The organism is Anaerostipes sp. AF04-45 (assembly GCF_003461725.1).
In the GTDB taxonomy this organism is placed as follows: Bacteria; Bacillota; Clostridia; order Lachnospirales; family Lachnospiraceae; genus Anaerostipes; species Anaerostipes caccae.
The window spans coordinates 85,772-108,881 of record NZ_QTXQ01000005.1 but is presented as its reverse complement, the minus strand read 5'-3'; the positions used below and the strand labels follow the sequence as shown (position 1 = coordinate 108,881).

General features: G+C 43.3%; 29 protein-coding genes, 4 tRNA genes and 1 CRISPR repeat array. Of the genes, 30 read left to right on the top strand and 3 right to left on the bottom strand.

Going from position 1 to position 23,110, the window contains the following annotated elements:
* The first annotated feature begins 120 nt into the window (after positions 1–120).
* From DWV34_RS09165 to DWV34_RS09065, 22 genes are all read left to right on the top strand, one after another.
* A tRNA-Gln gene (locus DWV34_RS09165) sits at positions 121–192 on the top strand.
* Positions 193–219: 27 nt separating this feature from the next.
* A tRNA-Lys gene (locus DWV34_RS09160) sits at positions 220–292 on the top strand.
* Positions 293–399: 107 nt separating this feature from the next.
* Positions 400–471: transfer RNA gene (locus DWV34_RS09155), tRNA-Gln, on the top strand.
* 28 nt (positions 472–499) lie between these two features.
* Positions 500–572: transfer RNA gene (locus DWV34_RS09150), tRNA-Lys, on the top strand.
* Between the two features lie 125 nt (positions 573–697).
* Positions 698–1,612, top strand: coding sequence for a helix-turn-helix transcriptional regulator (locus DWV34_RS09145; protein ID WP_118476103.1), 915 nt, complete (start codon positions 698–700; stop codon positions 1,610–1,612).
* Positions 1,613–1,671: 59 nt separating this feature from the next.
* Positions 1,672–2,064 (top strand): VOC family protein, encoded by a 393-nt coding sequence (locus tag DWV34_RS09140; protein WP_006566474.1) that lies wholly within the window; start codon positions 1,672–1,674, stop codon positions 2,062–2,064.
* Between the two features lie 98 nt (positions 2,065–2,162).
* Positions 2,163–2,294 (top strand): hypothetical protein, encoded by a 132-nt coding sequence (locus tag DWV34_RS17865; protein ID WP_006566473.1) that lies wholly within the window; start codon positions 2,163–2,165, stop codon positions 2,292–2,294.
* Positions 2,295–2,494: 200 nt separating this feature from the next.
* Complete coding sequence (locus DWV34_RS09135) at positions 2,495–3,346, top strand: MetQ/NlpA family ABC transporter substrate-binding protein (protein ID WP_243000841.1); 852 nt, start codon at positions 2,495–2,497, stop codon at positions 3,344–3,346.
* Between the two features lie 25 nt (positions 3,347–3,371).
* Positions 3,372–4,385 carry a methionine ABC transporter ATP-binding protein gene (locus DWV34_RS09130; protein ID WP_006566470.1) on the top strand — a complete coding sequence of 338 codons (1,014 nt, stop codon included), beginning with the start codon at positions 3,372–3,374 and terminating at the stop codon, positions 4,383–4,385.
* 1 nt (position 4,386) lies between these two features.
* Positions 4,387–5,049 carry a methionine ABC transporter permease gene (locus DWV34_RS09125; RefSeq protein WP_006566469.1) on the top strand — a complete coding sequence of 221 codons (663 nt, stop codon included), beginning with the start codon at positions 4,387–4,389 and terminating at the stop codon, positions 5,047–5,049.
* 3 nt (positions 5,050–5,052) lie between these two features.
* Positions 5,053–6,426 (top strand): FAD-binding oxidoreductase, encoded by a 1,374-nt coding sequence (locus DWV34_RS09120; protein WP_118476099.1) that lies wholly within the window; start codon positions 5,053–5,055, stop codon positions 6,424–6,426.
* Between the two features lie 94 nt (positions 6,427–6,520).
* Positions 6,521–7,009 carry a hypothetical protein gene (locus tag DWV34_RS09115; protein WP_006566467.1) on the top strand — a complete coding sequence of 163 codons (489 nt, stop codon included), beginning with the start codon at positions 6,521–6,523 and terminating at the stop codon, positions 7,007–7,009.
* Positions 7,010–7,152: 143 nt separating this feature from the next.
* On the top strand, positions 7,153–7,899 hold the full coding sequence (locus DWV34_RS09110; RefSeq protein WP_227032334.1) for a Nif3-like dinuclear metal center hexameric protein: 747 nt from the start codon (positions 7,153–7,155) through the stop codon (positions 7,897–7,899).
* A gap of 74 nt (positions 7,900–7,973) precedes the next feature.
* Positions 7,974–8,588 carry a TetR/AcrR family transcriptional regulator gene (locus DWV34_RS09105; RefSeq protein WP_006566464.1) on the top strand — a complete coding sequence of 205 codons (615 nt, stop codon included), beginning with the start codon at positions 7,974–7,976 and terminating at the stop codon, positions 8,586–8,588.
* Positions 8,588–9,361: an alpha/beta fold hydrolase gene (locus DWV34_RS09100; protein ID WP_118476095.1), complete on the top strand. Its 774-nt coding sequence runs from the start codon at positions 8,588–8,590 to the stop codon at positions 9,359–9,361. The genes DWV34_RS09105 and DWV34_RS09100 overlap by 1 nt, the downstream gene beginning before the upstream one ends.
* A gap of 121 nt (positions 9,362–9,482) precedes the next feature.
* Positions 9,483–10,058, top strand: coding sequence for a helix-turn-helix domain-containing protein (locus DWV34_RS09095; protein WP_009289021.1), 576 nt, complete (start codon positions 9,483–9,485; stop codon positions 10,056–10,058).
* A gap of 506 nt (positions 10,059–10,564) precedes the next feature.
* On the top strand, positions 10,565–10,891 hold the full coding sequence (locus tag DWV34_RS09090; protein ID WP_009289020.1) for a hypothetical protein: 327 nt from the start codon (positions 10,565–10,567) through the stop codon (positions 10,889–10,891).
* A gap of 357 nt (positions 10,892–11,248) precedes the next feature.
* Positions 11,249–12,232 carry a leucine-rich repeat domain-containing protein gene (locus DWV34_RS09085; RefSeq protein ID WP_118476092.1) on the top strand — a complete coding sequence of 328 codons (984 nt, stop codon included), beginning with the start codon at positions 11,249–11,251 and terminating at the stop codon, positions 12,230–12,232.
* An 11-nt stretch (positions 12,233–12,243) separates the two neighbouring features.
* Complete coding sequence (locus tag DWV34_RS09080; protein ID WP_118476090.1) at positions 12,244–13,563, top strand: vWA domain-containing protein; 1,320 nt, start codon at positions 12,244–12,246, stop codon at positions 13,561–13,563.
* Positions 13,553–15,028, top strand: coding sequence for an AAA family ATPase (locus DWV34_RS09075; protein WP_118476088.1), 1,476 nt, complete (start codon positions 13,553–13,555; stop codon positions 15,026–15,028). Before DWV34_RS09080 ends, DWV34_RS09075 begins: the two co-directional genes overlap by 11 nt.
* Positions 15,029–15,145: 117 nt before the next feature.
* Complete coding sequence (locus DWV34_RS09070) at positions 15,146–15,532, top strand: hypothetical protein (protein WP_118476086.1); 387 nt, start codon at positions 15,146–15,148, stop codon at positions 15,530–15,532.
* A 14-nt stretch (positions 15,533–15,546) separates the two neighbouring features.
* Positions 15,547–16,050 (top strand): O-acetyl-ADP-ribose deacetylase, encoded by a 504-nt coding sequence (locus DWV34_RS09065; protein ID WP_118476084.1) that lies wholly within the window; start codon positions 15,547–15,549, stop codon positions 16,048–16,050.
* Here the strand turns inward: DWV34_RS09065 and DWV34_RS09060 are convergent.
* Positions 16,047–16,712 (bottom strand): Crp/Fnr family transcriptional regulator, encoded by a 666-nt coding sequence (locus DWV34_RS09060; protein WP_118476082.1) that lies wholly within the window; start codon positions 16,710–16,712, stop codon positions 16,047–16,049. The two genes, DWV34_RS09065 and DWV34_RS09060, sit on opposite strands and share 4 nt — an antisense overlap.
* Positions 16,713–17,035: 323 nt before the next feature.
* Between DWV34_RS09060 and rd the strand changes: the two genes are divergently transcribed.
* From rd to DWV34_RS09025, 7 genes are all read left to right on the top strand, one after another.
* Positions 17,036–17,194 carry a rubredoxin gene (gene rd / locus DWV34_RS09055; RefSeq protein WP_009289014.1) on the top strand — a complete coding sequence of 53 codons (159 nt, stop codon included), beginning with the start codon at positions 17,036–17,038 and terminating at the stop codon, positions 17,192–17,194.
* A 176-nt stretch (positions 17,195–17,370) separates the two neighbouring features.
* Positions 17,371–17,862: a Cys-tRNA(Pro) deacylase gene (gene ybaK / locus DWV34_RS09050; RefSeq protein ID WP_006566451.1), complete on the top strand. Its 492-nt coding sequence runs from the start codon at positions 17,371–17,373 to the stop codon at positions 17,860–17,862.
* Between the two features lie 4 nt (positions 17,863–17,866).
* The gene (locus tag DWV34_RS09045; RefSeq protein WP_006566450.1) at positions 17,867–18,424 is read left to right on the top strand and encodes a beta-class carbonic anhydrase; all 558 of its coding nucleotides are present in this window, start codon (positions 17,867–17,869) and stop codon (positions 18,422–18,424) included.
* A gap of 3 nt (positions 18,425–18,427) precedes the next feature.
* Complete coding sequence (gene crcB, locus DWV34_RS09040; protein WP_118476080.1) at positions 18,428–18,793, top strand: fluoride efflux transporter CrcB; 366 nt, start codon at positions 18,428–18,430, stop codon at positions 18,791–18,793.
* Between the two features lie 42 nt (positions 18,794–18,835).
* Positions 18,836–19,219 (top strand): DUF6512 family protein, encoded by a 384-nt coding sequence (locus DWV34_RS09035; RefSeq protein WP_233444251.1) that lies wholly within the window; start codon positions 18,836–18,838, stop codon positions 19,217–19,219.
* Positions 19,220–19,234: 15 nt separating this feature from the next.
* The gene (locus tag DWV34_RS09030) at positions 19,235–19,438 is read left to right on the top strand and encodes a dihydroorotate dehydrogenase (RefSeq protein ID WP_118476076.1); all 204 of its coding nucleotides are present in this window, start codon (positions 19,235–19,237) and stop codon (positions 19,436–19,438) included.
* Between the two features lie 16 nt (positions 19,439–19,454).
* Positions 19,455–19,628 (top strand): DUF4250 domain-containing protein, encoded by a 174-nt coding sequence (locus DWV34_RS09025; RefSeq protein ID WP_118476074.1) that lies wholly within the window; start codon positions 19,455–19,457, stop codon positions 19,626–19,628.
* Between the two features lie 212 nt (positions 19,629–19,840).
* Positions 19,841–20,718: direct repeats of the CRISPR family, unit length 30 nt; unit sequence GATTAATAAAAACAAGAGTTGTATTGAAAT.
* Positions 20,719–20,892: 174 nt separating this feature from the next.
* Here the strand turns inward: DWV34_RS09025 and DWV34_RS09015 are convergent.
* Together DWV34_RS09015 and DWV34_RS09010 are read right to left on the bottom strand one after the other, a co-directional pair.
* Complete coding sequence (locus DWV34_RS09015; protein ID WP_118476072.1) at positions 20,893–21,348, bottom strand: VOC family protein; 456 nt, start codon at positions 21,346–21,348, stop codon at positions 20,893–20,895.
* A 38-nt stretch (positions 21,349–21,386) separates the two neighbouring features.
* Complete coding sequence (locus tag DWV34_RS09010; RefSeq protein WP_118476070.1) at positions 21,387–22,220, bottom strand: helix-turn-helix domain-containing protein; 834 nt, start codon at positions 22,218–22,220, stop codon at positions 21,387–21,389.
* A gap of 181 nt (positions 22,221–22,401) precedes the next feature.
* Between DWV34_RS09010 and DWV34_RS09005 the strand changes: the two genes are divergently transcribed.
* On the top strand, positions 22,402–23,106 hold the full coding sequence (locus DWV34_RS09005; RefSeq protein ID WP_006566441.1) for an ABC transporter ATP-binding protein: 705 nt from the start codon (positions 22,402–22,404) through the stop codon (positions 23,104–23,106).
* Positions 23,107–23,110: the final 4 nt, after the last annotated feature.

The following is a 23,110-nucleotide window of genomic DNA, read 5'->3' as shown; positions in this document are numbered from 1 at the left end:
AAAACTAAATAGGACAGTTTTACAACATTTTTTATTCGGCATATGAGAACAAAAGAAATTAAAAAAAATATAAAAAACCATTGCGCTTGTCGAAATTCCGTGGTATATTAATAAAGCTGTTGGGCTATCGCCAAGTGGTAAGGCACAGGATTCTGACTCCTGCATCCGCTGGTTCGAATCCAGCTAGCCCAGTTTCATCAGAATTAAAATAAATAATCAGGGTGTGTAGCTCAGGTGGTAGAGCACTTGACTTTTAATCAAGTTGTCCGGGGTTCGAATCCCCGCACGCTCAGTTTCCTATAAGGAAATCACAGACGAAGATCTGTATCATATTTTTTGGAAAATCAGTAAAAAAGTAGTTGACATAAGATTTTTGCTGTGATATATTGATAAAGCTGTTGGGCTATCGCCAAGTGGTAAGGCACAGGATTCTGACTCCTGCATCCGCTGGTTCGAATCCAGCTAGCCCAGTTTCATCAGAATTAAAATAGAATAATCAGGGTGTGTAGCTCAGGTGGTAGAGCACTTGACTTTTAATCAAGTTGTCCGGGGTTCGAATCCCCGCACGCTCATAGGACTCCGTTTCAGATGAAACGGAGTTTTTTCATTTACATAGATGAGGGGTGGGGAGATGAGGTGGGCTTGCCACTTTATCCTTTTATATGAAATCATTTGTTATCTTGCAGGAGGCATCTCAATGAAAATAGACCGTTTAATCGGAATTATCACACTTTTGCTCAGAAACGACAAAGTCACGGCACCTGAACTGGCCGAGAGATTCGAAGTGTCCAGAAGGACCATCAGCCGGGACATTGACGTGATCTGCCGTGCGGGGATCCCTCTGATCACGGAACAGGGATACGGCGGCGGAATCCGTATCGCAGAAGGCTATAAGCTTGACAAAACTGTTTTTACGAAAGAAGAGCTGAGAGCAGTTTTTGAAGGGCTGAAAGGAATTGACAGCGTATCGGGGACTTCCGCTGCGTTAAGTCTCATGGAAAAGCTCTCTTTAGAACCGGAAGATTCGGTCCTGTCAGAAGGAATGATCCTGATCGATCTGGCTTCTCACTATGAAGAATCACTGAAAGAGAAGATCGGGATCATAAAACATGCGGTTTCCAGCCGGCATACGGTGAACTTTTTGTATTATTACAGCAAGGGAGAAGAATACCGGGAGATTGAGCCGTATCTTCTGGTATTCCGGTGGTCATCCTGGTACGTCTATGGCTTCTGTAGAAAGAGAAAGGATTTCCGTATGTTTAAACTTAACAGGCTGTGGGAGCTCAAAGAGACAGGAAACAGTTTCCTGATGAGAAATGCAGGTAAAACGGAGGCAAATTTTCAGGACTATTTCAGACAGGATGCAGTCAAACTTAGAGCGGTCTTTGAAAAAGAAGCAAAATACAGGCTTGTGGAAGAATACGGGGCCGGCTGTTATACCGAAGATGAGCAGGGCCGGCTGATCTTTGAATGGGATTTCGTGAATTATGATAACATGAAGCAGTGGATTTTGAGTTTTGGAAGCCAGGCAATGGTCATAGAACCCAGGTGCCTTGCGGATGATCTTGTGTCGGAATTGAAAAAGAATTTAAACAGATATACAGGAACATGACATAAAGCTGTCTGGTTCCTCCTGATATACTGAATGTATTCAAAGAAGGAGGAAGTGCTATGTTAAAAATGACAGCAGCAGGATTATTTGTTACTGATATGGAGAAAATGGTCGCGTTTTACAGGGATGTGATGGGTATGAAGACCGATTGGGAAGGAACTCCCAACGCTGAACTCTATTCCGGCGACATGTGTCTGATTATGTTTGGGAGAAAAGATTTTGAAGAAATGACCGGCAGAAACTTTGGCTATCCGGACAAAATAAACGGGACGGTGGAACTCGCCTTTGATCTGCCTTCCTATGAAGACGTGGACCGGGAGTATCAGAGAGTACTGGAAGCAGGAGCCGAACCGGTTCTCGCACCGGTAACGGAACCATGGGGACAGAGAACAAGCTATGTTGCAGATCCTGACGGGAATCTGATAGAGATCGGATCTTTTGGAAAAGAGTGATGAAATCAAAAAAACCTATTGACAAATAGAAAGAAACCGTGTAAGATTCCAAATAACCTATAGGCAAGATAGGAAATCAGCAAGAAGGAGATACCGCAATGAATTTTATCAAGGCATATAAGAATTTCATGATGGATATGATGGGTATGGAAATGCAGATGCAGAGCATGTGCAGTTCTTTTGCGTACAATCAAATACCGGAACATCATATTTGTATGGAGATATCTTAAAAGCTGAGAGAAAGTACATAGCGGTTAAGTATTGGGAGGCCATGCATGGCCTCCTTTTTTTATTTCATAAAAAAGTTTACGACCTTTTCTGTGAAATAAAAAACGCTCCATGTCTGAACGGCCGCAGACAGAGCTGAAGCTTGAAATTATTAATTCCATACTAAAAAAATAGGATTTGTATAAAAATGGAGGAACGTATTATGAAAAAATCGTTGAAAAAGCTGACAGGAATCGTTATGATTGGAGTATTGGCACTGGGTGCTTTGACCGGATGCGGGAGCCAAAAAGCCAGTGCTGCAAAAGACATTACCATCGGTGTCTGTGCGGGACCATACGGAGACATGGTGAAAAAAGCGATCGCGCCTTCTTTGGAGAAAAAGGGATACAAAGTATCGGTGAGAGAGTTCAGTGATTATGTACTGCCGGATCAGGCCCTGGCAAACGGTGAGATCGATGCAAATTTAATGCAGCACACGGCATATTTAGAAAAGTTTGCGGCAGATAATGATCTGAATATAAGCAAAGTCATTGCGGTGCCGACTGCGGGAGCAGGAATTTTTTCTGACAGCATAAAATCTTTGAAAGAACTGAAGAAGGGTGACAAGATCGGGATACCGAATGATCCTTCCAATCTTGCAAGGGCCCTCAGTATTCTTGGCAAAGAAAAGGTCATTGTCCTTAAGAAAGGAATCGACCAGACGAAGGCAACGGAGAAGGACATTGCCCAGAATCCTAAGAATTTAAAATTTGTAACATTGGATGCGGCCCAGATATCAAGGAGTTTGGACAGTGTTGCGGCGGGGGGAGTTCCAGGAAATTATGCATATGCGGCAAAACTGGACTTTTCCAGAGCATTGGCGGTCGAGACTCTGGCAGAAGAATATAAAAATGTCATTGCTGTAAAAACTGATGACGTGAAAGGGCAGCTGGGGAAAGACCTCAAAGAGGCTGTGGAGTCAGAAGATTTTTATAAAGCGGTGTCAGACAAAAAGAGCAGCTTTCAGTCCTTCCAGAAACCAGACTGGTGGACAGAAAAATATAAAGAAAAATAAACATAAGAGAGAAAGGTGAGAAACTGTGATTGAATTAAAGAATATTGGAGTGACATTTCAGCAGAATAAACAGGATTTTCAGGCGGTTAAGAACGTAAATCTGACCATTGAGGAAGGAGAAATCTTTGGCATTGTAGGACCCAGCGGAGCCGGAAAGAGTACGCTTGTCAGAGTGATCAATCTGCTTCAGCCGCCTACTGCCGGACAGGTGCTGATCGAAGGGAATGAGATCACTTCCCTGAAAAGAAAAGAGCTGTGTAAGGTCCGTCTGGACATCGGAATGATCTTCCAGCACTTTAATTTGATCAGCGGTTCCACGATCGCGGAAAATGTGGCGTTTGCCCTTCATGCAAACCATTATCCGAAAGAGAAAATACAGGGAAGAGTGAAAGAACTCCTCGAAATGGTACATCTGCCGGAAAAAGCGGATTCCTATCCGGCCAACTTAAGCGGCGGGCAGAAACAGAGAGTGGCAATCGCTAGAGCGCTGGCCAACGATCCGAAAATCCTGCTCTGTGATGAGGCGACATCCGCATTGGATTTGGAGAATACAGAAGAAATCGTGTCTCTGTTAAAAGAGATCAATGAAAAATATCATATTACCATAGTTTTCATCACCCATGAGATGGAAGTTGCAAAAAAATTATTTGACAGGATCGCCTTCATGGAAAACGGTGAAATCAAGGAAGTACGGGATATATATTCTGCATTTGCAGAGCCGAGAGAAGAGATTACCAAAAGTCTTGTGGAGCGTGTGCTCAATGTGGGCGTTCCCGATGAGGTGAAGCTTTCGGAGGAAGAAGAACTCGTGAAACTCTGTTATACCGGGGAAAAGGCTTATGCATCTGTGATCAGCCAGGTTTCCAAACAATTCGACGTGGTGATCGATATCATCAACGGAAAGATCGACTATATTCATGGGAAACCATTGGGTGTGCTGATCGTGATTGTAAGAGGCAGAAATGAAGAACGGGAAAAAGCCCTTCGTTATATGAAAGAAAATGTGTACCGTGTAGAAGAATTAGAGGGAGGACGATAAGATGAAGGAAACGATGGAGATTATAAAATTAGAATTTGGAAATGCGACGATAGAGACCATACAGATGGTGCTGATTGCCATGGCTGCGGCCGTTGTATTCGGAATGCTCATTGGCCTAGTGCTACACTTGACAGCTAATCCCTTATTTTTTAAGAACCGGGCGGTCAATGCGGTGGCAGGTACCATTATAAATATTATCCGTTCCATGCCGTTTATTATTCTGCTCGTAGTACTCCTTCCGCTGACAAGGATCTTAGTAGGCACCAGCATCGGTGCGGCAGCGGCGGCGGTTCCTCTTTCCATCGCATCTGTAGCTTTTTATGCGAGACTGGTGGAAGGATCCTTCAGTGAAGTGGACAAAGGAGTCGTGGAGGCAGCGGTGGCTACGGGTGCAAGTGTTTCCCTGATCATCCGCAAGGTTTTATTTGTGGAAGCTCTTCCGAGTCTGATCCGCGGACTTACGGTGACATTTGTAAGCATCATCGGATACTCTGCCATGGCAGGAAGTGTCGGAGGAGGCGGAATCGGAGATCTGGCGATCCGGTACGGATATAACCGGTACGAGACCGGTGTTCTGACATTTACAGTGATTGTATTGATTATCATTGTCCAGCTCGGACAGTGGCTCGGAGATAAGGTGGCATTAAAATTTACGAAACGGTAGGTGATGGCTTTGACAGGACTTGAATGTTTGATTCCCGACAGCAGTCGGGTGATCTTTGACTCTAATATAGAAGAAAAATATTTATCGGACACTCTGGGAAGACTCAGGGGACGGGCAAAAGCCCTGGTATTCCCTGAGTCCACAAAAGAGGTCAGCGATATTATGAAATATGCATATGAACATAAGATTCCGGTTACACCGAGAGGAGCAGGGACCAATTTAGTAGGTTCTACGGTACCGGCGGACGGAGGGATCGTTTTGGATCTGTCCCGCATGAACCGGGTGCTGGAGATCGATAAGGATACTTTTACGGCAACAGTGGAATCCGGTGTCGTGCTGAAAGATTTTCAGGAGCTGGTGGAGCAGGAAGGCTTATTTTATCCTCCGGACCCGGGCGAGAAGACAGCGACCATCGGCGGAAATATCAGCACCAATGCAGGAGGAATGCGCGCCGTAAAATATGGTGTCACCAGAGATTATATCCGTGGGCTGGAAGTAGTGCTGGCCGACGGCAGTGTGGCAGAGCTTGGCGGGAAAGTTGTAAAAGACAGTTCCGGTCTTTCATTAAAACATCTGATGATCGGCTCAGAGGGAACCCTCGGAGTGATCACAAAGGCCATTGTGAAGCTTACATCAAAACCTCAGAAGACATTGAGCGTTCTTTTGCCTTTTGATGATCTTCATACGGGGATACGGGCAGTCTTAAACGTAATTCGGGGCAGTCTTGACCCGACGGCCATTGAATTTGTGGAGAAGAAGGTAGTCGCTCTCGGAGAAGAATATGTTGGTCTTGCTTTTCCTTATCAAGATGCAGCGGCATATATTCTTTTGACTTTTGACGGAGATGACTCGGAGGAAATTTATAAACGGGTCGAAAAACTCAAAACAATCGCCGAGGAAAGCGGAGCTAAGGATGCGCTCGTGCTGGAAGACGAAGAGACGATTGATGCGGTGTGGAAGATCCGGGGAGCCCTTGTAAAAGCTGTTGAGGCAAAATCGGAACAGGAGCCGGTGGACATTGTGGTTCCCATCAATAAATCTGCCGAATTCATAGAATATATCAATGATTTAGAACAGAAGACCGGAGTTCAAATGGTAAGTTTCGGACATGCGGGAGACGGGAATGTACACCTTTGTGTTGTCCGGGGCGGCAGGACACAGGAGCAGTGGGAAAAAGACCGGAGAGAAGTGCTGGCTTCTGCCTACGATAAAAGCAGTGAGCTTGGCGGCCTGACATCAGGAGAACACGGGATCGGGCTGAGCAAGAAAACATATTTAAAGAAAGCATCAGATCCTTTAATTCTTCAAATGATGAAGCAGGTGAAGCTTTCCCTGGACCCGAAAAATATTTTAAATCCAAATAAAATTTTTGATTAAAAATTATCGCAGAATTTGTTAAGGTATATTTTCCTTTTCATTGGAAACAATAGTGGTATCAAATAATTATTCCAAAGGAAAAGGAGAATTCATAATGAAAAAGAAATGTTGGATGCTTACAATGGTTGCAGTCCTCACATTAAGTGTCGCTGCGATGTTTACAGGATGTTCAAACAAAAATGATGCCACAACAACAGAAAAAACCACAGAAGGCGGTTCATCCACTACAGCAACAAACAATGATTTGGGTGACGACGTGGAAGATGCGGCTGACGATGTGGCAGACGGAGCAAAAGATCTGGCGGACGATGTAGCCAATGGGTTTGATGATTATGATGATGCCCATGACTATCTGATCAATAAACTTGGTTCTGACGGAAACGGTCAGTATGAAGTGAGAAATAAAGACCAAGATGTCACAGAGTACAGAGATGGAGCAAAAGGATATCACTTTGAAATTTATGACACATCCAAAGACTCCGGTAAAAAATACGGTGATTTCTACGTTGACAAAGACAACGGAAAAATCTATAAGAAAAATACAGATACAAAAAAAGTAGAAGAATACAAAGCAAAGAAATAATTCACATGAAAAATCCTTGTGTGCAGGGCTGTATAGATCAGATCCTGTGTTCAGGGATTTTTTCGGTTTAGAGGCCTTGTTGCAATTCTTTCGGCGGGGTGATAGACTGATATCTCAAACTTTGACAGATCAGGGAAGGAGTTATGATGAAGTACAGTAAACTGAAAGCAGATCTCATGGATATGTTTGACGAAAAGAAGCTGCATATGCTCCCAGAGGAATGGGGGTTTTTTAATGAATTTGACAGAGAAATTAATATCATCGGGTATGCAGTAAATCTGACAGAAGAAATTATAGAAAAAGCCCGCCAGCAACAGATAGAATTTCTTGTGACCCATCATGATTCGTGGGAGTTTATTTTTGGACTGAAAGAAAGCTGCAGTAAGATGTTAGAAGAAAGCGGAATCACCCATGCTTATTTTCATGCACCGTTAGATGACGCGGAGTTTGGGACCAGTGCGTCACTGGGAAAGAAACTTGGAATGGGAGGTCTTGAGAAGGTGATGCCGTATGCGGAAATCTATTATGGCGGGGTCATAGGTGAGATCGAGCCCGTTGATTTCAATGTGTTCAGAGAAAGGCTGACCGATATCCTTGCAGAGCAAGTGCGCTGTTATCAAAATAATGAAAATCCGGTAAGAAAAGTGGCTGTGGCCGCAGGAGGGGGAAACATGACCACAGAGATGAGGATTGCCGCAGAGGCTGGATGTGATACATATGTCACAGGGGAATACGTACTTTATTCACAACAGTATGCACAGCATGTGGGAATGAATCTGTTTGTGGGAAGTCATACGAATACGGAAATTCTGGGAGTGGAATCGTTGGTTCAAAAATTATCCGGGGATAAAGAAATCCAGATTATAAAAATTGATGAGCCGAATTATTAAAAAGGGGGTCTTCTCAAAATCGGTCAATGGATTTATGCTGTCTATATTAGACGAATCGGTCAGGGGAGGACAGCATGAACGAGAAATTTTATCAGCTGCCATGCGGCAGACGGGAAAAGATCATAAGATCTGCTTATCAGGTGTTTTCAAGAAATGAATATAAGAGAGCTTCTATGTCGGCGATAGCCGATGCGGCAGGAATTTCAAAGTCGCTTTTATTTTATTACTTTAAGAACAAGAAGGAGCTGTATTTATATCTTGTCTGTCACGCTGAAAACCTTACACGCAGTGCGGTGCAGGATTATGGCGTATGGGAGACTGAAGATCTTTTTGAAATGTTACGTCGGAATGTCCGGGCAAAATGTTCTCTTTCGGTGAAGTATCCGGAGATCTGTATGTTTTCAGTGAAAGCCTACTATGAGCAGCATCCGGAAGTGAAAAAGGATGTGCACAAATTGATCGCCAAGACAAATCAGAACGCTGAGCAGAAATTTTTCCGGACATTCGGCAACAGTATGTTTCGGGAGGATATAGAGACAGAGACCATGTATTATGAAATTGCGCTTGCCTGTGAAGGTTATTTATACCGATGTTTTCAGAAAGGACAGATCGATATTGGCCGGATGGAAGAAGAATTTGATGTTCTGATTAAACATTGGAAAAAGGTATATTTGAGGAGGTGGAAGTGATGAAGTTTCATGAGTTTGGGGGCCGGAAACTGCCGCATGTACTGCTCATACACGGAGGAGGACAGGCTTGGTGGGACTATTTAAGACAGGCCCGTATGCTGTCTTTAAATTATCATGTGATCCTGCCCACGCTGGATGGACATGGAGAAGAATACATGACGGAGTATGTGTCCACAGAAGATAGTGCCGGGAAAATCATTAAATATATCAATGAAAGCTGCGGCGGTTCTGTTTTTGCCATCGGCGGTGTCTCTTTGGGAGGGCAGATTGTGATAGAAATACTTTCCCAAAGGCCGGATATTGCACAAAAAGCGATCATTGACGGGAGCCTTTGTTATCCTCAGCCCAAGCTTGCGAAATGCTGCACTGCTTTTGTGCGCTGCTTCTGGCCGCTGCTGTTTAGCAGGTCAGCAAGCAGACTGGAATTGGCAGTGCTGAATAAATATATGCCCGCCATGCGGCTTCCGGAGGAAATCATAGATTATTATATGAAAGATATGCCTAATTTCAGAAAAGAAACCATGTGTACCATTTACCGGACTTATATGGGAGACTACCAACTGGACGACAGGATCAAACATGTGACAGCGCAGGTGATGTATTGGTACGGATCGAAGGAGATGAAATGTGTAAAGAATTCCGCTGCCCTTTTTAAATCATTGGTTCCTTCCTGCGAGATCTATGAGGCAGAGGGATATGGTCATGGATATCTGGCTGTTTACCTGCCGGATGAATGGATGAAGGCTGCAGGGCCGTTTTTGGCCCGGAAATGACATGTCAAATCTATTTTACATGCTGAAAAAACGGGGATGTCAAACATTTTTGATAGAAGATCTGCATCTCAATCGGTATAATGTCGATACAACATAAAACACAAGCAGGAGGAATCAGAACATGGAGTTCAGCAAACAGATAAAGAAATACAGGCTTGATTCAAAGCTCTCACAGGATGAATTGGCAGAGAAGGTATACGTCACACGGCAGACAATTTCAAATTGGGAAAACGGTAAGAACTATCCCGATGTAAAAAGTCTGCTCCTGCTGAGCACTCTTTTTCATATTTCTCTTGATACCTTAGTGAAAGGAGATTTAGAAGAGATGAGAGAACAGATTAAAGCAGAGGATATTAAAAAATGGAATCGCGACAGCCTCATCTTCGGTTTGCTTCTCGTAGCAACAGCAGTGCTGGCAGTACCGCTTTCATTGTATGGAGACGTGGTTGGAATCGTGATCTGGCTCATGATTTTCGGATGTGCAATTTATTATGCAGGCCGCGTTGAGAAACAGAAAAAGACACATGATATTCAGACGTATAAAGAGATCATGGCTTTTACGGAAGGAAAAAAACTCGATGAAATAGAGAAATACCGGGAATCTGGAAAACGTCCGTATCAGAAATTGCTGCTGGCAGTCTGCGCAGGGCTTCTGACATTGGCAGTTTCAGCAGTAATGATCTTTTTACTCCGATAGGGAAGTTTCATGTTTTTTCAAAAAGAATTGTTCGATTTTCCAACCGGTAAATTTAGCGGGTACGAAGAAACCGCATAAAACTGCGGGTTAGAGATTGTTTTTAAAGAAAATTAAAAAAACTGCTGTCGGTTGGGAAAAAATAAGGGAAACGTTGATTTTATCAGGGAAAATGACTATAATGAGAATAAAGAATGGCGGAAATACGTTGGATAAACAATAACAAGAGTTGTATTAATATGGAAAAATGAAACCGTCTCAGGCTGTGAGCATCAGATAAACAATAACAAGAGTTGTATTAATATCTGTATTGGATAAGAATGTCTTTACTCAGTGCCACTGATAAACAATAACAAGAGTTGTATTAATATTCAAAGCCGTGGAGGCGAAAATAGAATTCACCTATATATTAATTAAAGTTAAAATATTCTCACAGATCACACGATAGTACATATCATTCGGGATATATGCTTTGCATTATAAGGTTTGCAGAAGAGGAGTGCGTAACAATGCTTGTTTTCTTAATATGGCTGTTTATAAGCTGTTCCTTCATTATTCTTGGGATATATGCCTTTAACTCAAAGAAGGAAGCTGCCTTTGGTTTCTGGGCAAATGCAGAGGTTTTCCCGGTAAATAATATAAAGTCATACAATCGCGCCATGGGAAAACTATGGTGTACCTTTGGGGCCATTTTGGCTGTTTTAGGTCTGCCGCTTCTGAAAGAACAAAACTCACCATATATTTTGCTTTCAATTTTAGGAGTTATGGCAGAATCCATTGTGGCTATGGCCGTCTATGTGACAGTGATAGAGAAAAAATATCGAAAGAAGCCCTAAATATTTTTTAGTAAATAGTACAGCTCTGTTAAATCCGGGAATCCCGGATTTTTTTATGTCATAGGAAAGTTCTACGACCTTCCCTATGACATAAAAAACGCTCCGCGGGCTGTACACAGATGCGTAAGGAAATCATTTGACTACGTCAAACCGCATCTGGTACGCAAAGCTGTCAAGCCCCTGTTACGTCTATGAGTGAGGGAATTCTTGAGAAACTTTTTCATTCGAAGACGTCAGCATTGAAACAAAACGTATTTCTCACAGAGTACATTCATTTCACCCCAAAATAAGGCTGTTTTCTTTTTTTTCTTATGTAGTATAATAGGACTGTAATTATCAGACAAATTTGCGGAAAGGATGGGACGTGCAATGGGGCTTACCCTTCATTACCGGAAAGAAAAGAGAGGGCTTAGGCTGGTCCGCTGTTATGGAAATGACAGTGTTGTTTCGCTGCCGGATACTGTGGACGGACAGCCTTTCAAAATATTAGGAGACTATGCATTTTCCCAGTGGAAGAAACAGGAAGAGGAAGATGTAGAAATATATGATGTAACAAATAATATATTGCAGGACGATGAAAAGGAACTGCTCTGTGGGAATCTGATTGAAGCAGTGCATCTTCCTGATAAAACAGAGGAATTGGGCAAATATGCATTCTACGGATGCAGCAATCTCAAAAAACTGACGTTTTCAGATGCACTGAAAGGCACCGGAACCGGAGTGTTTAACGGATGCAGGCTCCGTTACGTGGAGATTTTCTGCAATAACGGGAAAAGCACGTGCCTGAAAGATATCGTCGGAGAAATCCGATATGAGCTGTATGCCGACCTGCATTACCGCACAGAAGATGGGCATCAAAAGACAGCAAAGCTGGTTTTTCCCGAATTTTATGAAGAGGCGGTAGAAAATACTCCGGCAAGGATCATTGAGAAATATTTTAACGGGTCGGGCTATAAGTATCGTCAGTGTTTTCAGAAAAGGGAAGTGGACTATCAGGCCTATGACAGGCTGTTTTCTGTGGCAGAGATAGAAGAACGGCCGGAGCTGGTATCGGAAATTGCCGTCCGGCGGCTCAGATATCCATATGAACTGAGTGAAAAAGCAAGAAAAGAGTATACAGCATATGTAAAAGACCATGCAAAGAATATAGCAGAAGGATTTGCCCAACAGCGTGATATGGAAGCACTGCGGTTCTTATCGAAAGAGGGTCTTTGGAATGAGAATGCCATGGAAGCGGCCATTGAGCAGGCATCCTCGCAGAAAGACGGAGAAACTATGAGTTTTTTGATGAATGAAAAGCAGCGCCTGTTTCCTCCGAAAAAGAAAATTTTTGAGTTATAGTTAGGAGAAATATGCAGAAAGAAACAGAAAAAGCAGAAAGGCTTGCCGAAGCCGGAAGGCAGATCCTTATGGCTTCAAGAGATGAACTTTATCTGCACATGAGGTTCATGGATCTGGCGTTGAGCAGCTTTTTTTATACAAGCCATGCAGACGCAGAGAGAATCGCCTCTGACGGCAGGGTGATATACTTTCATCCGGGGTATCTGGCGAAGCTGTATGCACAGGACAGAAGAATGGTGAACCGGATGTATCTCCATTTGGTACTGCACTGTCTTTTTCACCATCTGACCGGGCAGAAAAACAGGGAAAAAGAATTGTGGGACATCAGCTGTGATATTGCTGTGGAATCCGTCATCGACCAGTGGAAGACCGGGGCAGTTTCTTTATATGGCACTGCGTTCCGCAAAGATATTTATAAACGCCTCAGAAAAGACTTGAAGGTGCTGACGGCGGAAGGCATCTATAAAAGGATCCGGGAATGGGAACTCACAGAAGCGGAAATAAAGCGCATCGGGGAAGAGTTTGTCATGGACAGCCACAGCTTCTGGCCGGCGAAAGACCAGCCCAAGATGCAGCAGGAGATCCAGAATCAGTGGCAGGACATCAGTGAAAAGATGGAGCTGGATATGGAAACTTTCTCTCAGGAAATGTCTGCGGACACAGGGGATATGGTCCGGCAGATGCAGATCGAAAACAGGGAGAGGTATGATTATAGGGAGTTTCTGAAAAAATTTGCGGTGCTGAAAGAGGAAATCGGTGTGGACGAGGATTCTTTTGACTATGTGTTTTACACCTACGGGCTTCGCATGTACGGAAACATGCCGCTGGTGGAGCCGCAGGAGTGGAAAGAAGTAAAAAAAGTAGAAGAATTTGCGATCGTCATTGATACGTCCATGTCCTGTTCCGGTGAACTGGTAAAGAAGTTTTTGGAAGAGACCTATGGAATTTTAAAGGAAGAAGAGACATTTCTTCATAAGGTCAACATCCATATCATTCAATGCGATGAAAAAATCCAGGAAGATAAAAAGATCCGGGATGAAAAAGAATTGAAAGAATATATGGAACATTTGGAGCTCAAAGGGGAAGGCGGTACAGACTTCCGCCCGGCATTTGAATATATAGCAAGACTCATGGAAGAAGGAGAATTTTACAGCCTCAAGGGAGTTTTGTATTTCACAGACGGCCAGGGCATTTATCCGAAGAAAAAGCCGCTCTTTGAGACTGCCTTTATTTTCATGGAAGAAGAATACGAGGATGCCCAGGTGCCGCCATGGGCGATGAAACTGATTGTTTGCGAAGAAGAACTTGAAGGAGAAGATTATGGACATTAAACGTGCGAAACAGGAAATCAAAGATTCTGTGGAAGCGTATTTAAATAAAAATGAGTACGGGGAATACCGGATACCGGCGCTAAGACAGAGGCCGGTCCTTTTGATGGGGCCTCCCGGGATCGGAAAGACACAGATCATGGAACAGATTGCAAAGGAATGCGGCATTGGACTGGTGGCTTATACGATCACCCATCACACAAGGCAGAGTGCGGTCGGGCTTCCGTTCATTAAAGAAAAAACCTATGGAGATGTCACATATTCCGTGACAGAGTATACGATGAGCGAGATTATCGCTTCGGTATATGAAAAAATCGAACAGACCGGCCTTCGGGAGGGGATCCTATTCATCGATGAGATCAACTGTGTCTCTGAGACACTTGCGCCGACGATGCTGCAGTTTCTACAGTGCAAGACTTTTGGAAATCAGAAAGTACCGGAGGGATGGGTCATTGTTGCAGCCGGCAATCCTCCGGAGTACAATAAGTCTGTCCGTGAGTTTGATGTGGTGACATTGGACCGAATCAAACTGATCGATGTGGAAGCTGACTATGATGTGTGGAAAGAATATGCATACAAAGCCGGAATCCATTCGGCCATTATGGCTTATCTTGAAATTCGGAAACATCATTTTTACAGGATGGAGACAACCGTGGACGGAAAAGCCTTTGTGACTGCCAGGGGATGGGAGGATTTGTCCGACTTTATGAAAGCATATGAGGGGCTTGGAAAGACGGTTGACCGGGATGTAATCTATCAGTATATTCGGCATTTAGGGATTGCCAAAGAGTTTGCAAATTATTTGGAACTTTACAGAAAATACAGAAAGGACTATAAGATTGACGAGATCCTTGAGGGTTCTTTCACAGAAGATATGCTGGAGAAACTGAAATTTGCTCCGTTTGACGAGCGGCTCAGTATTGTCCATCTGCTGAATGGAAAATTAAATGAGTTTTTCATGGAATATGCGAAAACAGATGCCTATGTAAGCGAATTGTTTTCATGGCTGAAAGACTATATGGAGCATGGGTCCATGGAGGAAACGCTGAAAAAAGCCGAGTCAGAATACCGGGAGAGGAAGAAAGCAGAGCAGATATCAAAGGAGGAAGAACATATTTGGAAGAAGGTGATCGGGAGACTGGAGACTTATCTTGAAGATTTGAAGAGAGAAAAACCGCAGGATGAGCCGAAAGCGGTTCGGACCTGGTTTAAAGCAGAGACAGAAAGCAGGGAACAGCTGGTGGAGAAGATATCGGATGCTCTTCTTTATGCCTTTGATTTTATGGAGGCAGCCTTCGGGGACGGACAGGAAATGGTAGTCTTTATCACGGAGCTGAATGTGAATTATTACAGCGTCCGATTTATCAAAGAAAACGGCTGTGATCCTTATTATAAATATAATAAAGGTCTGCTTTTTGATGAAAGACAGGAAGGGATCCTTGAGCAGATCAAAGACGCGGTGAGATAAGGATTTTAGATTTACAAAGACCTGAAAGCAAGTTAAACTAGAGATATAAAGTGATGGAAGACCAACCGGGAAAGCGCAGGGCAGATCAGCAGATATGCAGAGGAAAGGAGCCTTTTTATGAACAAAGATCTAAAGTATGAGAATTATCTGACACAGCCGAATCCACTTCCTTTTGAGGAAGCAATGAAGATTTATGAGGCGATCCTTCAGAATTCGCCGGAGGATGACGAGGAGTTTGAAGAATTTTGGGAACTGGCTCTGAGTGCAATGACGGTCTATGCGGATCTCAGGGCAAATTGGAAGCAGATCAGGAAAGGCCAGCGGGATAATGACGGAAGGACGAGAAAGCATGACAATGTCATACACACGCTGAATCTGTTAAGCGGTATGATGGAGCAGAGAGGGCTGGATATTTCATGGAGGAAGCAGCTCGGTGACCAGAGAAAACGGATTGGCGATTTTGCCTGCTATGTAGCGATGCTTTACGGCTTATCTGCGCGCTAGAAAGGAAATGTAACATGGAAATAAAGATAACCCTGGGTGATATCACAAAGGTTCCGGCAGATGCCATCGTCAATGCCGCCAATCCGACGCTTCTGGGCGGAGGGGGTGTGGACGGTGCTATCCATGCGGCGGCCGGACCCGAACTTTTAGCGGAGTGCCGCACCCTGGGCGGATGTGATACCGGAGATGCCAAAATTACGAAAGCATACAGACTTCCTGCACAATATGTGATTCACACCCCCGGACCGGTGTGGAGAGACGGGGATGACTGTGAGGAAGAACTTTTAGCTGACTGCTACAAAAGCTGTCTTAAGCTGGCCGCAGAGCATGGATGCAGGCATGTGACCTTTCCGTCCATCAGCACGGGCCTGTTCCGGTTTCCGCTTTCAAAGGCTGCGCCGATTGCGGTGAGGATCATAAAAGAATTCTGCAAAAACAAAGATATTTTTGACTGCATTGAATTCGTCTGTTTCGACGAAAAGACAAAAAAAGCATATGAAACTGCACTGGAGGATTAAACACCGGCAGTATGTTCCGGGAGAAGGCGGACCATTCTCTTTTCAGAAGAAAGGATGCCGTCTTCTTTCATTTTTTTCAGCTCCCGCATCATTGCGCTCCGGTCTACGGACAGGTAATCCGCCAAATCCGACATGGTAAACGGGATATGAAAGAAATTGGATTTCTGCCGCAGGGATTCCTGCATGAAATAACAATATAACTTTTCGCGGATGGTGCGCTTGCTTAAAACCTCGACTCTCTGGCTGAGACTCATCGTTTTTTTCGATATCAGCCAGGTGACATTCTGGATCAGCCGTGTATGGCAGGCACAGGCATTGGTGCATGGCTTCATAAGAGACTCATAATCGATCATGAGAACCCTGCATTCGGTATCACATTTTAGGTGAATATCTTCATATTCTTCAGAATGAAAAGCCAGAATTTCACCAAACACGCTGTTTGGTTCCAGCTTCTCTAAAATGGTCCGGCTTCCGTTGAATTCATAGCGCAGCACGGAAGCAGTGCCGGAGAGAAGAATGCCCATGACAGGTTTTTGGGAAGAAAAATGATGGATCATTTCACCGGAAGAAAACAGTTTTTCCTCAGAGTGAAAACAGTTCAGCATTTTCAGGCAGTCCTTGGATGTGATATCTGTGAACAGCGGATTTTCATTGTACTGCATAAAAAAACCTCCTTTTTTTAAATATGGCATATAAATGTTGCAAATGCAACAGAAAAAATCATGGGCAGCATGGTATACTTACGTCACAGATGAAAGATAATATGATACCAGGGTCAAAAGGGCATGCGTTTCATGCTTGTATGAAAAAGCAGGGCTTTGGGACCCATAAAACATGAGAAAGCAGCCCGATTAGGGCGGATTTCGAATGTTTTTAGGATTGTGGGAGCACAAAGTGCGGAACAATCCGCAGGTATCTGGGGGTCAAAATACCTTTTGACCCTTACATCACAATATGAATAAGTTAATAGATGGAGGTAACAACAATGAAAAAATATCTTTGCGAACCATGCGGCTATGAATACGATCCGGCAGAAGGTGATCCGAGTCAGGGAATCGAACCGGGAACAGCTTTTGAGGATCTTCCGGAAGATTGGGTCTGCCCGATCTGCGGCCTTGGAAAAGACGTGTTTGTAGAAGCTTAAATTTTTCTTTTGCATAGTATTCATTATAACCGGAGTTGAAAACGTCCCGCTGATTTTTGCGGGACGTTTTTTCGTTCAGAAGCTTTCTTCTGCTTTTCAGGCCCCTATTGTCCTGCTGAAAAAATGTGATATAATAGACAGCAACATACATTCTATGAATGTTGGGAGGAAGGAACATGGCAAAAAAAGAGCCGAAGACCAATGCGATGAGGATTTTGGAGAAAGAAAAAATCAGGTTTGAGATCCACCGCTATGAATGTGAAGAATTTACTGACGGAGTGGCCATTGCGGATATGCTTGGACAGCCCTACGATAAGGTGTTTAAGACACTGGTTACGGAAGGAAAGAGCAGCCAGTATTTTGTGTTTGTCATTCCGATTGCCGAGGAGCTGGATTTGAAAAAGGCAGCCAAAGCCGTGGGCGAAAAATCAGTGGAAATGATTCATGTAAAGGATATAAACAAAGTCACAGGCTACATAAGAGGCGGCTGCACCGCCATAGGAATGAAAAAGGACTACCGCACTGTGGTGGATGAGAGTGTGAAGAATCTGGAGACACTCATCGTCAGCGGCGGAAAGCGGGGAACACAGGTAGAACTTAATCCCGCGGATTATTTGAGAGCCTGTAAGGGAAGCACGGCGGATCTGGTAAAAGATAAGAGAGGATAAAAAAATGATTGAAGATATTTTGGAATATAACAAGGTGTTTGTGAAAAATAAGATGTATGAACAGTACAAGACAAGCAAATATCCGGACAAGAAGATTGCGATCTTAACCTGTATGGATACCAGGCTTACGGAACTGCTTCCGGCAGCCCTTGGCTTAAAAAACGGGGACGTAAAAATCATTAAAAATGCGGGAGGAGTTACCAGTCATCTGTTTGGAAGTGTGGTGAGAAGTCTTTTGATCGCAATATATGAACTTGGCATTGAAGAGATCATGGTCATCGGTCATACGGACTGCGGTGTCGGCCACATGGACAGCGACAGCATGATCCGGCACATGATCGACCGGGGGATAGAAGAAGACAAGATTAATTTCATCCGGCACTGTGGGATTGACTTTGATTCCTGGCTGGCAGGATTTGACTGTGTCTCTGACTCTGTCAATGAAACTGTGGAACTTTTAAGCACCCATCCGCTGATTCCGGATGACATTAAGATATTCGGGTATGTGATGAATACAGATACCGGAGAGCTTATGACAACAGAAGAATTCAAAGGAGAATAATACATGATTCAGTGTGTATTTGTAGGGCTGGGAGGATTTCTCGGCGCAGTCTTCCGCTATCTTCTCGGACTGATCCCGCTTTCAGCGCAGTTAAGGATTCCAGTGATCACTTTGGGGATCAATGTGCTGGGAGCCTTTGTAATCGGCATGATCGCCGGGTGGACCGGTAGGATACCGGCCCAAAATCCTAATCTGATCCTGTTTTTAAAGACGGGATTATGCGGAGGATTCACTACATTTTCTACGTTTGCTCTTGAGACAGGGACCCTTGTCTCAGAGGGAAGAGTGAGTGAAGGTATTTTATATGTAGTGCTGAGTGTGCTGTTTTCCGTCCTTGCAGTTTTTGCAGGACGGGCCGTTGCAGGATGAGAACCTAAAATTTGCATATACTATCCAAAAGGAGGGATGGTTATGTCCAGAAATAAAAAGTTTATTCTTGGAGGCATTCTGTTTACGGCTGTGGTGGGCAGCCTTTGGCATTTTATTTATGACTGGATTGGAAGACCGGACTTTTTCTGGTGGCTGTTTCCGGTCAGTGAGAAAGTGGAAGAGCACTATAAGCTTTTGATTTATCCGAATCTGATATACGGCCTTCTGATGTTTCGGTTTATGTACAGGCATATCAGATATTACTGGCTCCGCCTGACCCTGGGGATCGGTCTGGGCTGCGTGGCAATCAGAGGATTGTTTGACGCATATACCGCTGTGTTAAAGAATGATATGCTGATCATGGATTTAGTCGTATTTGCCGTCAGTATATTGGTATCCTATGCATTCTTCTTAAAAAGGAGTTAAAGGAGGTGCCTGCTTATGAAGCTGTATTATTGTGACCGTGAGCGGGGAACAGAGACATTCATTGCCGAAGCGCAGGAAGATAAAGAAATATGGAGAGCCATGGAACACTGGCTTACGGAACATGGCTTTGGGCTGATTTATGTGATTCATCACATTGAAAAACAAAAGATATATTACGAATTTGGAAAAGAACACTGCTTTTTTGTAGTTGTGACATAAGTGAGGAGGAAAAGAAATGCTGCCGAATGATCCGGTGATACTGTTAAGCTACATCAACACACAGCTGAGGGACTATTACGATAGTTTTGAGGAGTTGTGCAAGAGTCTGTGTGTAGACTCAGGGGATATCATTGTAAAGCTTTCGGGTATCGGTTATGAATATCATTCTGAGACAAATCAATTCAGATAGTGGAGAGTAAGGGCTGCCGGATGGCGGCTTTTATTAGTTTTCCCAACCTCAAAAAGAGACGAAATGCCGGGAGACCGCTTAAAATGGCGGTTTGCAGCCGATTTGAAAGAAAATGCCGGAAAAATAGAAACGGTTGGGAAATATTCAGAGAAACGTTGAATTTATCAGGGAAAATGACTATAATGGAAATAAAGAATGGCGGAAATACGTTGGATTAATAAAAACAAGAGTTGTATTGAAATTTACAGTCAGTTATGCAATTCATGCAGTCCGAATGAGATTAATAAAAACAAGAGTTGTATTGAAATTTGAAAGAGTTCTTTATAAAAAACATGGATTTATGATTAATAAAAACAAGAGTTGTATTGAAATAACCCCATGGCTTTCCCTATGGCTGACAGACTGCCCGATTAATAAAAACAAGAGTTGTATTGAAATAGCAAAAGGGGCTGAGCAGGGAAGATGCAGACCAAGCGATTAATAAAAACAAGAGTTGTATTGAAATCGACAAATTTACGACAAACTACCCGCTTCTTAGAGGATTAATAAAAACAAGAGTTGTATTGAAATTCAATGTTGTATTCTTTTACTTCCTTTGAACACCCGATTAATAAAAACAAGAGTTGTATTGAAATCTACACCATTTGTCCCCGGTTCACCCTGTAGTCCCGATTAATAAAAACAAGAGTTGTATTGAAATGGGGTACTGGATAACTTATCCGAGAAGCTGATCTGGATTAATAAAAACAAGAGTTGTATTGAAATAAAAGGCGATGACCGGGAACGTCAAAGCCTTTGAGATTAATAAAAACAAGAGTTGTATTGAAATTCTTCCATCCTCCTAAGTTCTATATGTTTGATTCCGATTAATAAAAACAAGAGTTGTATTGAAATTTATACAATAAATACGAGGCACAGCAGAGTGTCGTGGATTAATAAAAACAAGAGTTGTATTGAAATCCGGGGAAATAAAGGTGAAAGACTCCGACCGCACGGATTAATAAAAACAAGAGTTGTATTGAAATACTAAATAATCAAGTGCGTCTCTTAAATCATATCCGATAAATAAAAACAAGAGTTGTATTGAAATTCTGCAACCAGGACACAAACGAACAATACAAGCGCAGATAAATAAAAACAAGAGTTGCACAAGATTTATATTTACTACAAATACAAACCATGAAAAGGCATTGATCTTCTTTAATTTCACAAGAAACTCAATGCCTAAATTTTTACTTTTTCATATCCTATTGATTCGATACATTTATAAAAACTGCTCAACAAACTCAACCGGAAGCATCGTTCGCTCCGCAGTTTCTTCTGCGGAGAGCCCCTGTGACAAGAAACGTTTTGCAACACTTTCCATGCTCTCTGCCACTTCTACGATATATTTGTCATAATCATAAAACCGCATAACACGCTGGCCCCATGGATATTCTTTGATTCCATGGAGAAATTCAATCCCTTCCAGAGCTTTCAGCTTATCTTCCCAGGCGTCCAAATCTTCCACTTCAAAATAAAGCTGAAAATTATCAGGTTTCTCCTGAGGCTCCAGTTTCACTCCGACCAATTCTTCGTAGCTAGACTGCAGAGACAGGCCATTTTGAAAAGAAACATGAACCCCCAGATCCATCTCTACCGTTTGTTCCATTACCTTCTCATAAAAATTTTTGGACCTTTCCATATCAGATACCGAAATCAACGTACCTCCGTATATCATATTTTCTGCTCCTTTCTGCTTTGTACCTACATTATAGATCAGAATTTAGCAATCTCGCTGTAAAAATCGGACATCTCACGGCGGTATTCCTGTGGAGAAATTCCGCATACAGATTTAAAATCGTGGATACAGTGAGGCAGATCATAATATCCGGATAAATTGCAGGCATTGGTGATGCTGTTTTGAGGATTTTGAAGGAGGTGGATTGCCGAATTGATGCGGACCAGGCGGGAAAAAGTCTTTGCGTTCATTCCGATACACCGAGAAAATATCCGGTTTAAATGCCGCTGGCTGTAATAGACAGTATCCGACAACTCTTTTACAGAGAGACTGCCCATGTTCTGAATAATGTTCTGAACAGAAAAATGCAGTTCGGGGGACAGAGAAGCTTTTATGTTTGTCAGCAGCAGGCTGTCGATGTCCCTGATCATTTCATATGCACTGCGGGCTTTTTCGATGTTTTCAATGATCCGTTTATCTAACCCGAAACTTAGGTCAGAAGGAGAGAAAGCACGATCAGAAAGCTCCTTTTGCGGAACAGCTGTAAATGCGTATAAACCGGCCGGCTGGAACTCAATAATAAATAACATTTCTGCCTGATTTGCCTGCTCACCGACGCTGCAGGCCGCCGTGGCCGGGCCAAACAAGCGGCTGCTCATCCCGGTTTCATCACATGAACATACCAGAGTTGCGCACCCGTGGGGGATGACGGTGTAATGATTTGAGATCATGTCACTGCCGGGGAAGGTGACAGTGTAATTAGAAATCCAATCCCGCAGTGCCGGATGAGGAAGGAGATACATATAATCCTCTCCTTTTTCCAGAACACGATGGGGTTCGCGGTAAAATCTCAGGTCATCTTTCGTGATCATAAGCTGCCAGTCCTTTCAAAATTTATATACCAGACATTCGTTTTATAACCTTATCATAACATATCAAATGATGAAATCTAATGGAAATCATTTTTGTCTGACCACGGCAGAGCATATAGGTATTATTTTTTGCGAAAATATGTTAAAATTTATGTATCTCGGATAGCGGAGGGAACTGCATATGGATGATTTTATTCGGTTGGAAGAAGTGAGGAAAATATATCAGACGGGACAGGTCGTTACCAAGGCCGTAGATGGGATTAATTTTACCATCAGTGAGGGAGAATTTGTCGTCATCATAGGAGCCAGCGGCGCCGGAAAGACCACGATTCTGAACATTCTGGGTGGGATGGACACCGTAACTTCCGGTTCTGTTTTTGTAGATGGAAATGATATCGCAAAGTATTCAAGAAGACAGCTGACCCAGTACCGGAGAAATGACATCGGATTTGTATTTCAGTTTTACAATCTGGTGCCTAATCTGACGGCGCTGGAAAATGTGGAGCTGGCCCTTCAGATCAGTAAAAATCCGCTGGATGCGGAACAGATTCTTTCGGATGTGGGGCTCTCTGAGCGCCTCTCTAATTTCCCTGCCCAGCTTTCCGGAGGAGAACAGCAGCGGGTTTCCATTGCCAGGGCCCTTGCCAAGAATCCAAAGCTTCTGCTCTGCGATGAGCCGACCGGGGCTCTGGACTATAAGACAGGAAAATCGATTCTAAAACTTTTGCAGGATACTTGCCGTGAGAGAAATAAAACTGTGATTGTTATCACTCACAATCTTGCGATCGCCCCGATTGCAGACCGTGTGATCGAGATCAAGAGCGGAAAAGTACATGATATGCGGATCAATCAGGAGCCTAAATCAGTAGAGACGATAGAATGGTAGGTGG